Raw genomic sequence first — 10,785 nt, forward strand, 5'->3', positions numbered from 1 at the left:
CGACATGGGGTGTCTGACCTGCGGGCATTGACCAGTCTCAGCGAAGTTTGACGGCGGCTCGGTTGTCTCACCGAACTTTGACGGCGTCTCGGCGAAGTTTGACCGCGTAGTTCTGGCTCTGGGCCCGGTTCTAGGATTTGCGGCATGGCAACAAGACTCGTGCAGATCAATATGAAGGCCCAGAACGACTCCGTGCTCGGCCGGTTCTGGGCGGAGGCACTCGGCTGGGGTGTCGACAGCGAGGGACCCGGCGTGACGAACCTCGAACCCGTGGGCTTCGACTACCCCGATCCCACGGCCGTCTGCATCGACATCATCACCCGCCCCGAACCCAAGACGGTGAAGAACCGGGTGCACATCGACCTGGCCACCACCTCGGCCGCCCACCAGGCGGAGTTGGTCGCGCGTCTGAAGGACCTCGGCGCGACCCTCGCTGATGTGGGCCAGGGCGATGTCCCCTGGACGGTCATGGCCGACCCGGAGGGCAACGAGTTCTGCGTCCTGGAACCCCGCCCCATCTACCGGGACACCGGGCCGATCGCCGCGGTGGTGGTTGACTGCGCCGACCCGCGCGCGATGGCCCGGTTCTGGGGCGAGGCGACGGACTGGACGGTGCACGAGGTCGCCGGCGACCACGCCTCCCTGCGCTCCACCCAAGGCGTCGGCCCCTACCTGGAGTTCGTGTGCACTCCCGATATCAAGAGCGGGTGGAATCGCGTCCACCTCGATGTCGCTCCCTACCTCGATGGCGACCTGGCGGGAGAGGAATCCCGGCTGCGCGCCCTGGGCGCCACCGACCCTGGCATCGACCAGTCCTCGATCTCGTGGAAGATTCTGGTCGACCCGGAGGGCAACGAGTTCTGCCTCCTCAGCCCTCGCTGAGCCCGAGCGACTGCTCCGACCGGCTCGGGTCAGCGGCGAAGACGGCGTGGGGTCAGCGCAATGCCGCCAGAGACGGGGTGGCGTCCCCGGTGATCCAACGCGCCTCGTCGGACGCCAGGAACACGAGCGGGCCGAAAGCGCCGGAGCCCAGCGTCAAGGATCTCTCCAGGGCCCGCGTCCCACCACCCGTCAAGATCATCTGCCGGGTCGCCCGGACGGTCAAACTTCGCTGAGACTCGTCAAACAATGTTGAGACGGGTCACGGGTGTCCCCTGACAGACGATCTTGGCCGTTTGCCACTTGATCTTGACCAATGCCAGGTTTGCGCCACTTGATCTTGACCGTTGGGAGCTGCCGAGTGAGCACGTCGTGGCGCCGTGCCGATGGGCGGTCCCGTTGGAAAACGTTGCAGGGCGAACCGGGTGGATGTGCCAAGATCCTCTGCCGTGAAGACTTGGGACGAACTGACTCTCATCGAGCAGGTGCTGGTCCGCCGCGCCGTCGGCGGGACCAGTCCGCGCGGCACCGTGCGGCACGTCGCGGCAGTGCTGCGCTGGGCGGGCTCACCCGAGGCGCTGAGGTGGTGCGATGCCTCGCCCGAGGAGCAGACGGCGCGGGTGCCGGAGTTGGCGTCGGCGGCGCTTCGGCTGGTCGCGGGCGGGTGGTTGACGCTGCGTCGGGCGGTCGGTACCGCGTTCGTCCAGGAGGACAGCCCGGAGGTGGTGGGCGCGGAGCTGGAGCAGGTGGTGGCCGACCCGGCGACGTGGGTCTGGAGGCCGGACGGCGGATCCAAGGTGCCGGCCCTCTCACTGCGGGCGACCGAGACGGGGGACCGGCGTTGGGAGGCCGCCGCGTACGCTCCGGGCGCCCCGCCCACCATCCACCAGCTGGACCTGCCGGAGGACGAGGCCCGGTTCCGGGTGTGTGCCATGGAGCTGAGCGGCTGGTTGACCGGACCGTTCGGGATCCTCGGCGATCTGCCGCCCGGGCTGGCGGGCGAGGAGCTGCGGGCGTATGTGGCGGCGGACCTCGCTCCGCTGGTCCGGTTCGTCCGCGAGGGAGCGATCGAGGTGCTGCACGTCGCGGAGCCCGACGCCGAGGCGACCATCGTCCCGCTGGAGGACTTGCTGGACGCCTTCGGCGACCGGGAACTGCGCTGCGACGACCGCGACGACTGGGGTGTCGGGTTCACCTGCGTCCTGATCCAGTCGCCAGCGAACGCGCTCCGCTAGCGTCCTGGGCAGGAGACCCGACAGAAGCCAAAGAAGATCACCGAATTCGAGCGGTCAAAGTCACCTGGCAGTTGGTCAAGATCGCCTGTCAGAGGACACCGGGCGGGGCGTCCTCGATGGCGGCGAGCAGGCGGGCGTGGACGGCGCCGGCCGCCTCGCGGGTGGCCGGTCCGGGTCCTCCAGCTGCGGGGCGATCAGCTCGGCGGCCGCGGCGAGGACCGGCACCGGAACGGTCGCCTCGCGCAGGTGGAGGAGCTGGGAGGCGGCCCGCTCGCCGGGCGTGGCCTTGGCGCGGGCGTCGGGGATCAGGGCGCTGATGCCGCGGGGCAGGGGCTGGGTGCTGGTCACCCGGCTCATTCTCCGGGCGGCGGGCACCGGTGATCACCACGGGCGGTCGGTGCCTGACGGCACCCGTCCGGCACCCGGGGCGAGCCCGCGCCGGGTGGTGCTGCTCATCCGGCCGGCATCTCGGCGGCGGTCCGGCCGGCGGCGGTGGCGGCCTGAAGCTCGGTGGCGAGGACCTCGAGTTCGCGGTTCAGATCGCCGAGCACGCAGGACGGGAAGGCGGCGGCGAGCGCGCAGACGGCGATCAGCGGCATTCGCTCGCCGGGGTGGAGCTCGGGCAGGGTGCCGGTGGTGTGCGAGGCGCCGAGCACCACGTCCGCCGCCAGCGTGTAGCGCATTTCCTCGGTGAGCAGGCCGTCGCTGCCCGGGATGATCTCGCGGCTGCTCGCCTGGATGATCTATGGACACCGCTGTTTGCGAGCCGACGCGCTCGTTACACTGGGTGATCCGAGCGCCACCAAGAGCGTTGCTCAACCCAGGTTGAAGCTCTACCTTGAGTCATGGCTGTAGCCAGCGTTCCACCTCGGCCGAACTCGACCCCGTCGGGGTGCGATTGGGCGGAGGTCGGAATCCGCGCGGTGCGGGCCGAGGGAGCAGGGGGAGGACTCGTGCACGAGATAGGCCTGTACTACCCGTACTTCCACGTACGTGACGACCAGTGGCTGAAGCTGGCGGCGCTCTATCTGCCGCAGGTCGCCCGGATTCGCCCGCGGACTTACCCGGTTCGCGATTCTCCGACGGCCGCCGCCCTGCGCAATGATCTCGGCTTCCTCCTCGACGTCGATCCCGACGGGCAGGCTGCGGCGGTAGCAGCGGAGTTCAAGGGATTGCTGGACCGAGAAGAGCGGGACCTGCGCCAGCGATACCGCTTGTCCGTCCCTGAGGACGTCAGTCTCTTGGATGCGAAAAACCCTTGGTTCCAGGACAAGAGGAACATCGCCTGGATCCACCGGTCGCAGCTGGGGGTCACCCCATGGATCAGGAATGGGGATCTTGTCGATCAGATGCGGGACCTCGGCCTCGCCGTTCACGTGCGTGTCGACCCTCTGACCCTGGTCCGGGACGACGTGAAGTGGGTGGGTATGCACCCCGATCTTGTCGCCATCTACTCCTGTGTACTGGCCGACCGGGTTGCCCGAGCCAACGCGCTCACTCCCGTGACCGACGACCCGCAGCTGTTCACCCTTCCCCGTCAGGGGACGGTGGAGGAGTTTGCCGCGGCCCTCTTGGGCAACCCTCGCCGGACCGTCGGTCCGATAGCCGACCTGTACGCGTGTGCAGCGTTGCAGGTCGTCATTCCGCAGGACATCACGCAGCTGCCCGTCGAGGCGATCGTGCGAGCCCGCCGAGAGCTGGCCGACGAGTTCGACGCCTTCCGCGCCCACCTCCAGGCCATGGGAGAGGACTTCGCCGAACTCGAAGCCGTCGAAGACCCAGCGATCCTGCAAGCGCGCGTAGAGGCAATGGTCAACCGCAACCTCACCAAGCCGACCCGGAAACTGGAACGCGGCCTACGCACCCTGGGCATGACACCCGTCCGCGCCGTACTGGGCCTGAAGTCCCTTGAGCTGCCGGCGATAGCGGCGCTGTCCGCACACGCACTTAACGTCTCGCCCATCGCGGGAGCCGGTGGAATGATTGCCGTCCAACTGTTTTCGTCAGCCCGGGCCGCACTGCGAACCTCAGCCGATCAACGGACGAGTGCCGCCGGCTACCTGCTGAGTCTGCAGCGGGAGTTCGAACCGGCCGGTCTACTCACCTCCTTCCGTCAAGGGCCGACGAGCCGGATCAGGCGGATACTTGGTCGTTGACGCACGAAGCCTGGGTTGGGTCCTTCCAGGCACGCAATAAACGACTGCAGAGCGGTCGGACCTCTTGGCGACCCGTCCGCTCGGCCGGACAGGATGTGGTCGCGGACGATCAGCACTTCGGGAGTCGCTGGGACTGCCGTGGAAGTCGAACTATTTGCACGCCGGAATGGCTGGGGTCGCCTCGAACTTCCGTTGTCTCAGTCGCGGCTGGCCGAAGCTCTTCGGAGCCTCGGCCAGCGCAGACGGCAAGTCTGTGGCGTCCGGCGGTGGTGCCGCGCAGCAGGATGGTCAGCCAATCAGCTTCGCGTAGGCGGTGGCGTCGAGGAGATTGTCGGTGGAGGCGCTGGCCGCCAGCTTGATCTTGAACGGCCAGACGCCGCAGGCGCGGGCGCCGAGTTGGTTCGCGCCAACGCCTGGAGCGACAACGCGGACCTGCACGCCTACTACTGCGCCCACGGCTGGCAGTGGGTCAGGACGGTCAGCGGCAATCGTTCCGGGGCGCTCTTCGAGATGGCCGTGGGCGCGACCCCGCTCTGCTCCGTCCATGAGCTCGGCGAGATCCCGCTGCTCCGGTGAACCGTGAGCTGCCACCGGCCAGGGCCGAAGTCCCTTCACACGACACGCGGTGCGCGGGCAGGGCCCGGGATCCCTCCTCGCTCGTGCGTTCCCCACCAGGCGCACGCGGTCCGGACCCGCCCTTGCCGGGAGGGCGGGACCGGTGAACGCGCGAGCGGCGGCTTCGCTCCGTTCGTCACCACCCGCCCGGGTGTGCCGGTCGGTCGAGCGGGTGCCGGGTGAAGAACTCCCACATGACCGCGGTCGCCGAGATCGTCTGCGTGGTGTGCCCCGGGCCGCTGGGCGCCACCGCTCCGGGCCAGGTGTGGCCGCCGCCGATGACCTGGTAGTGGGTGACTTCGGTGCCCCGGACGCACGGCGTCCAGTCGAACTCGACCACGTCCGAGCCGATGCTGCGCCGGCTTTCCGCCGAACACCGGTCCTTGTCGGTCCAGGTGCTCAGCCACTGGGCGATCGAAGGGTACTGCTCGCCGTGGCTGGTTCCCCCGTCGTAGTGGATGACCGGGTCCGCGGTGCCGTGGAACTCGAGCATCGGCACGGGCGGGCTCGTCCGGCAGTCGACGAGGGCCTGGAGCGGGCCGAGCGCACCAAGCCGATCCCGCAGTCCGTCCCCGCCCGGATGCGCTTCCTGCTCAAGGGCGCCAAGGGCTCCACCAAGCAGCTCGCCCAGGACCTCGACGTCTCCCGGCGCACCGTCCAGCGCTGGCTCAAGGGCCAGGGCACTCCCAAGCCGGCCGCCACGAAGGCCATCGAGCAGAAGGTCCGCGCCACCTGGCAGCCGCGGGTGAAGCAGCGGGTACGCAAGGCGGCCGAGATGAACGGGTTCACGCTTCACATCTCCGGGACGTTCGGCTTCGATGCCGGCCCTAACTCCACCGACGACCCCCGCGAACGGCTCCTGGAGAACCTCCGGATGCCCGGCAGCGTCTCCCAGGCCCTCTACGCCGCCCGCGACCGCGGTGCCACCCAGGCCGAACAGGAGGAGATCCTCGCCAACGGCCTGCGCGACCACTACTTCCGGGCCGGCGGCGGCCGGGGCGTGGCGAAGGTCGCACTGAACAGCCTCAACTGGATGGACCTCGAGCTGTAGGTCTCGCCGCAGGCCCCAGCGCTCCTCTGCCGCTGTGACGGAGCGCTTCATTTGGCGGATGAGCGGTTGAGTTGACGAGTTGAGCGTGTGGTGTCGTGTCGAAGACAGGGGCTGGCAATGCCGGGCGGCGAGTCGCTGGCCGGACGAAGGCCGCCGACGATCCCGTCCCGGGGCCGAACGGGTTGGTCGTGCCTACATTCGCCGGCACCGCAGCGCGGCCGCCGCGTCGCGTCCGCCCAACTCACCCTCGCCACCCGGCAGGGCCGCCTTCGTCCAGTCGGTGAGCTGGCTCCCTTCGGCCTGGCCAGTAGGGCAGGCGTCGGAGTGATGCTGTTGTGCTGGTGAACCGGGCCCGCCGCCACAAACGACGCCGGTGCCGCCCTGTTGGTCACCCGTTGGGCGCAGCGGGCCTGCATCGCGGCCGTTTGCCGCTTCCCCGGGCTGATCAACGGGGCGGCACTGCCGCAGCGACAGTTCTGAGGAACGCTGTTTGTCCACTCCCGCTTGACAGTTGGCCCTGCGATGCCGAAGCTGTCCTACTGTCATAAGACAGTAGGAGAACTGCTCGTGATCGAGTTCGTACTGGACGGCCGCTCGCGGGTGGCCACGTACATGCAGCTGGTACTGCAGGTCAAACAAGCGCTGCGGGTCGGGCTGGCACAGCCCGGGGATCAGTTGCCCAAGGTGCGGGAGGTGGCGCGAGCCCTGGCCATCAACCCGAACACGGTCCTGAAGGCGTACCGGGAACTGGAGCACGAGGGATTGGCCGAGGGGCGGCCGGGGGTCGGAACCTTCCTCGTGGGGACGCTGGCCGGTCCGTCGCTGCAGCACCAGGCCGATCTGCGCGCCGAGTTGGTGGCGTGGCTGGGCAGGGCGAGGGTGGCCGGGCTCAGCCGGGACGATCTTTCGGCGCTGATCGACACCACGGTACGGGCCGCGTTCGACGCCCCGACGGCAGTAGCAGCACGGACAACCGAGGGAGAGACATGACGGACTTGGCGTTGGAAACCGACGCCCTGGGCAAGCGGTACGGGCGCATGTGGGCGCTGCGTGACTGCTCAATGCAGCTGCCGGCCGGCCGTATCGCCGCGCTGGTCGGCCCGAACGGCGCGGGCAAGAGCACGCTGTTACACCTTGCGGTCGGCCTGCTGCAGCCGGACGAGGGGCGGGTTCGAGTTTTCGGGGAGGAGCCGCGCGGGAACACCCGCGCGTTGGCAGACATCGGCTTCGTCGCCCAGGACACCCCGCTGTACCGGGACTTCACCGCCACCGAGTTGATCACCATGGGCGGCAAGCTCAACCGGCGCTGGGACGCGGACGCCGCCCGCCGGCGTCTGGACGGGGCCGGCATCCCGCTCGGCAAGGCGGTGGGCACCCTGTCTGGCGGCCAGCGCGCCCAGGTCGCACTCGCCATCGCGCTGGCCAAGCAGCCGCGGCTGCTCCTGCTCGACGAGCCGATCGCGGCACTCGACCCGCTCGCCCGGCACGAGTTCATGCAGGCGCTGATGGACGCGGTGGCCGAGACCGGCGCCACCGTGCTGCTCAGCTCACACCTGCTGACCGATCTGGAACGCACCTGTGACCACCTGGTGGTGCTGCGCGACGCACGCGTCCGACTGGCCGGACCGGTCGACGATCTGCTCGGCGACCACCGCATCCTGGTCGGCCCGCGCACCGAGGGCCCGATCCGCGGCGTCGTACAGGTGATCCGCGTCAGCCATACCGACCGCCAGTCCACGCTGCTGGTCCGAACCGCCGGCCCGCTCACCGATCCGGCCTGGACCGTGCGCGAGCCGACCCTCGAAGACGTCGTCCTGGCCCATCTCGCGGCCGACGCCCCGCAGGCCCGCACCGCTCCGGAGGTGACCGCGTGATCTGGCTGACCTGGCGCCAACACCGCAAGCAAACCCTGTTCACCGCCCTCGCGCTCGCGCTGCTCACCGCAGTCATGGTTCCGACCGGGCTGCGTATGCACGCGGTATTCGACAGCTCCGGGCTCGCCGCCTGCCAGGTCGGCCGGGGCAGTACGTGCGAGCGCGTGGCCAACCAGTTCGACAACCAGTTCGGCAGTCTGGGCTTCGTCGCGATCCTGTTCATGCTGCTGCCGCTCCTGGTCGGGCTGTTCTTCGGCGCGCCCCTGATCGCCCGTGAGGTCGAGGGCGGCACCCATCGGCTGGTATGGACCCAGGGGGTGAGCCGATCGCGTTGGAGCACGGTCAAGTTCGCCCTGCTCGGAGTGGCGGGCGTCCTGCTGTCGACCGTCTATGCCGTCGGGGTGTCCTGGTGGATCGGCCCGCTGGCGGCCGCTGGCGCTGGGCGGTTCGGCTACGGGTACTTCGACGTCCAGGGCATCGTGCCGGTCGGCTACACGTTGTTCGCGCTGGCGCTGGGAATCTTCGCCGGCACGGTGTGGTCGCGGGTACTGCCGGCGATGGCGACCACGCTGGGGGCCTTCGTCCTCGTACGGACACTGATCGAGGTGCTTGCGCGACCGCACTTCATGCCGGCCGAGACCGTGACCTACGGCATCCAGGGACCCGCGCCGACGACGGCCGACCGGGTCGCGGGCAACTGGGTCCAAGCCCAGGGCGTGCGCAACGCCGCAGGCCAGATGGTTCTGCCTGACGGCGTGGTCAGCTGCCAGGCGGACGCGCCGAGTGACTGCGGAGTGCCGGGACTGGGGCCGGGCTCATACAACTGGGTGGTCTACCAGCCGGCGGACCGGTTCTGGGAGTTCCAGGCCATCGAAACGGGCGTGTTCGTCGCACTCGCAGCCGCGCTGCTCTGGTTCGCTGTCCGTCGCATCCGCCGGGTCGCCTGACATCTGTTAAGCACTCCCGCGCGACGAAGGCGCCAGTGGAGCAGGCAGAAGCTCCTCGACCGCCCGGGCAGGATCCCGTACGGGATCAGAAGATCATCCCAACAAGCGGAAATATGACCTGCCTGGCCCCGTATCAGTGCTCTCATCACGTACGCCGTCCACAGCACCCAGGACAGCGCGCCTCGAGGGCGGGCGGCCGAACTGACCCAAACCAGGCTCACCGGCTCAACTCCGGCGATACCCGGCCCGGCCAACGCTCAACTCGCCAAGTGAAGCGCTCAGTCACAGCCGCAGCGCCCGGCAGACGGGTGCGCCCCCGATCCAGGAGGTCGTGTGAGTTCCCTGTACCTGGTCGACGGCCAGCGCGTGTACGCGCCCGCCATCGGCGGCCGCGGGGCGTTGCTGCACCTGGCCGTCGTCTTGAGGCTCGGCGAGGGGCCGTGGGCGGGGTGCGGCAACGCGGGCCGCCTGGACGAAGACCGGCTGCTGATTGCCGACGAGATTGGCACCGCCCGGCTGTGCGCCGCGATCGGGTGCACCGGCCGGCCGTGGAACCGGGGCCGTGGCGCAGCCGATGTACCGCTGACCGCCCCGCCGACAGCTCCGTGTCGCCGATAAACCTCAGTCCCGGCCGCCGAAAAGGCGGCCGGGACTTTTGCTATGACCGACCGAGCGAAATTCACCGGACGAGGGGCGGTGCGCCTGCGGCGGGAGCGGGCGGCCCGCTGCATCTCGGCCTCGGCCAAGTGCCGATGGCCGGCGGCGAGGTCCTGGCGGACCTGCTCCCTACGGCGGTGAACACCCGGTAGTAGGTCCGGTCGTACGCCTCGACCAGCTGGTAGGTCCACATGCCCGGTATGACGTCCCGGCCCAGGAGCTCCCGCTCGACCAGGCCGGCCTGCTCCTCGTGCCCGGCCTGGCGCAGCATCCGCACCACCTCGGCGAGCATCCGGTCGGCGCCGCCGGTCATGTGGCGCACCGCGTACAGGTGGCCACGGGCCCGCTCGGTGTACTCCAGCACCTTCGTCAGCATCCCCAACGCCTCGACCGTCGCGTCGTCCACCCCGGGCGGCCGGCGGTGCGCCTCGTCCGGCTCTTCGGTCCCGACGTCATCTGCCACCGATGCCTCCCGACGTGCTCGCGCGACCCCACTTCACCGTCGTCCGGCCGAGGAGTAGGCGCATGCGCAGGAGGGCCGACCGGCGGTCAGGCCGCCGGTTCCTGCGTGGTGTCCGGGCGGGCGGCCTCCTTGAGCTTCATGCCGGCCTCGTGCCGGTTTCCGGCGTCGGCCCAGTACTCGTGGGCGTACAGCTCGGCGCCGACCGCGGCGAACGCGGTCCGCTTCTCCTCGGTCGGGTCGGCGGCCCAGTCGGCCTCGGCGGTGTACCAGCGGCGCTGGAGATCGATGTCCCGTGCCACTGAACCTTGACCGTTTGCCACCGAATCTTGACGGACAGGAGTTAGCGTCAGCGAAGGTTGCGTACCGCAGGTCCAGGAGGCGTAATGTCCGAGCCCATCCCCGACGATTTGCGCTGCTCTCGCTGCGGTCGCCTGCCGGAGCCGCTCATCTGCCTCGGCCATAACGCCGACGGCACACCCACCACTGACACACTCGCGGCGATGGTCGCGCTCGAAGCCGAACTCGGCCTCGCCGAAGACGCGCGCCGCCGGGCCACCGGTGCCACGCTTACCGATGCCCAGACCGTCGCTTTGCTGCGCACCATGGCCGACGACCCCGAACTGGGCACCAACAACGGGGAACACGGGCGCTGACCAAGCACGCCAATCGCGAGGTGTGTCCCGAAGCGATCGAGCACTCGTAACAGCAGCGATGCCGATCAAACTTCGATGACATCGCTCAAGGTTCGGCGGCACAGGACAATCGAGCACACCCGGTACCGACCTCGGCCGCCCTGCGTCGAATCGGCCGCAAGAGGCTGGAAACCTGGCTTCGCAACCGCAAGGTCCGCGGCGCCGAAGCCCTGGCCACGGCCGCACTCGACGCAGCCGAACGCCAGCACACCGCCG

15 protein-coding genes and 1 pseudogene are annotated in these 10,785 nt (G+C 69.4%); 11 read left to right on the forward strand and 5 right to left on the reverse strand.

Annotation, left to right across the window (positions count from 1 at the left end; translation table 11 throughout):
- The first annotated feature begins 144 nt into the window (after window positions 1-144).
- Window positions 145-882, forward strand: coding sequence for a VOC family protein (locus ACIRYZ_RS37665; RefSeq protein WP_402952959.1), 738 nt, complete (start codon window positions 145-147; stop codon window positions 880-882).
- 446 nt (window positions 883-1,328) lie between these two features.
- On the forward strand, window positions 1,329-2,114 hold the full coding sequence (locus ACIRYZ_RS37670; protein ID WP_402952961.1) for a hypothetical protein: 786 nt from the start codon (window positions 1,329-1,331) through the stop codon (window positions 2,112-2,114).
- Between the two features lie 75 nt (window positions 2,115-2,189).
- On the opposite strand, the gene ACIRYZ_RS37675 is transcribed toward ACIRYZ_RS37670, so the two are convergent.
- Together ACIRYZ_RS37675 and ACIRYZ_RS37680 are read right to left on the reverse strand one after the other, a co-directional pair.
- Window positions 2,190-2,462, reverse strand: a complete 273-nt coding sequence (locus ACIRYZ_RS37675) for a hypothetical protein (RefSeq protein WP_402952963.1) — start codon at window positions 2,460-2,462, stop codon at window positions 2,190-2,192.
- Window positions 2,463-2,566: 104 nt separating this feature from the next.
- Window positions 2,567-2,797, reverse strand: coding sequence for a hypothetical protein (locus ACIRYZ_RS37680; protein ID WP_402952965.1), 231 nt, complete (start codon window positions 2,795-2,797; stop codon window positions 2,567-2,569).
- A gap of 270 nt (window positions 2,798-3,067) precedes the next feature.
- Here ACIRYZ_RS37680 and ACIRYZ_RS37685 point away from each other — a divergent pair, with 270 nt between their 5' ends.
- Both ACIRYZ_RS37685 and ACIRYZ_RS37690 read left to right on the forward strand, forming a co-directional pair.
- Window positions 3,068-4,270 carry a DUF6236 family protein gene (locus ACIRYZ_RS37685; RefSeq protein ID WP_402952967.1) on the forward strand — a complete coding sequence of 401 codons (1,203 nt, stop codon included), beginning with the start codon at window positions 3,068-3,070 and terminating at the stop codon, window positions 4,268-4,270.
- A 396-nt stretch (window positions 4,271-4,666) separates the two neighbouring features.
- Entirely contained in the window at window positions 4,667-4,846 is a 180-nt protein-coding gene (locus tag ACIRYZ_RS37690) for a hypothetical protein (protein ID WP_402952969.1), read from the forward strand.
- 175 nt (window positions 4,847-5,021) lie between these two features.
- On the opposite strand, the gene ACIRYZ_RS37695 is transcribed toward ACIRYZ_RS37690, so the two are convergent.
- On the reverse strand, window positions 5,022-5,384 hold the full coding sequence (locus tag ACIRYZ_RS37695) for an alpha/beta hydrolase family esterase (protein WP_402952971.1): 363 nt from the start codon (window positions 5,382-5,384) through the stop codon (window positions 5,022-5,024).
- On the opposite strand from ACIRYZ_RS37695, the gene tpg reads away from it, so the two are divergent.
- From tpg to ACIRYZ_RS37720, 5 genes are all read left to right on the forward strand, one after another.
- Window positions 5,364-5,936, forward strand: a complete 573-nt coding sequence (tpg, locus tag ACIRYZ_RS37700; protein WP_402952973.1) for a telomere-protecting terminal protein Tpg — start codon at window positions 5,364-5,366, stop codon at window positions 5,934-5,936. The genes ACIRYZ_RS37695 and tpg overlap by 21 nt on opposite strands.
- A 522-nt stretch (window positions 5,937-6,458) precedes the next feature.
- Window positions 6,459-6,926, forward strand: coding sequence for a GntR family transcriptional regulator (locus ACIRYZ_RS37705; RefSeq protein WP_402952974.1), 468 nt, complete (start codon window positions 6,459-6,461; stop codon window positions 6,924-6,926).
- Window positions 6,923-7,810: an ABC transporter ATP-binding protein gene (locus ACIRYZ_RS37710; protein WP_402952976.1), complete on the forward strand. Its 888-nt coding sequence runs from the start codon at window positions 6,923-6,925 to the stop codon at window positions 7,808-7,810. Before ACIRYZ_RS37705 ends, ACIRYZ_RS37710 begins: the two co-directional genes overlap by 4 nt.
- Window positions 7,807-8,757, forward strand: coding sequence for an ABC transporter permease (locus ACIRYZ_RS37715; protein WP_402952977.1), 951 nt, complete (start codon window positions 7,807-7,809; stop codon window positions 8,755-8,757). The genes ACIRYZ_RS37710 and ACIRYZ_RS37715 overlap by 4 nt, the downstream gene beginning before the upstream one ends.
- A 333-nt stretch (window positions 8,758-9,090) precedes the next feature.
- Complete coding sequence (locus ACIRYZ_RS37720; protein WP_402952979.1) at window positions 9,091-9,375, forward strand: hypothetical protein; 285 nt, start codon at window positions 9,091-9,093, stop codon at window positions 9,373-9,375.
- 61 nt (window positions 9,376-9,436) lie between these two features.
- Here the strand turns inward: ACIRYZ_RS37720 and ACIRYZ_RS37725 are convergent, their stop codons facing one another.
- On the reverse strand, window positions 9,437-9,877 hold the full coding sequence (locus ACIRYZ_RS37725) for a hypothetical protein (RefSeq protein ID WP_402952980.1): 441 nt from the start codon (window positions 9,875-9,877) through the stop codon (window positions 9,437-9,439).
- An 86-nt stretch (window positions 9,878-9,963) separates the two neighbouring features.
- A complete protein-coding gene (locus ACIRYZ_RS37730) occupies window positions 9,964-10,176 on the reverse strand; it encodes a hypothetical protein (protein WP_402952982.1) in 213 nt (70 codons plus the stop codon).
- Between the two features lie 84 nt (window positions 10,177-10,260).
- Between ACIRYZ_RS37730 and ACIRYZ_RS37735 the strand changes: the two genes are divergently transcribed.
- Both ACIRYZ_RS37735 and ACIRYZ_RS37740 read left to right on the forward strand, forming a co-directional pair.
- Window positions 10,261-10,530 (forward strand): hypothetical protein, encoded by a 270-nt coding sequence (locus ACIRYZ_RS37735; protein WP_402952984.1) that lies wholly within the window; start codon window positions 10,261-10,263, stop codon window positions 10,528-10,530.
- Between the two features lie 128 nt (window positions 10,531-10,658).
- A pseudogene (locus ACIRYZ_RS37740) lies at window positions 10,659-10,785 on the forward strand (IS110 family transposase); the annotation flags it as partial.

It is taken from the genome of Kitasatospora sp. NPDC101155 (assembly GCF_044768305.1).
Classification (GTDB): domain Bacteria; phylum Actinomycetota; class Actinomycetes; order Streptomycetales; family Streptomycetaceae; genus Kitasatospora.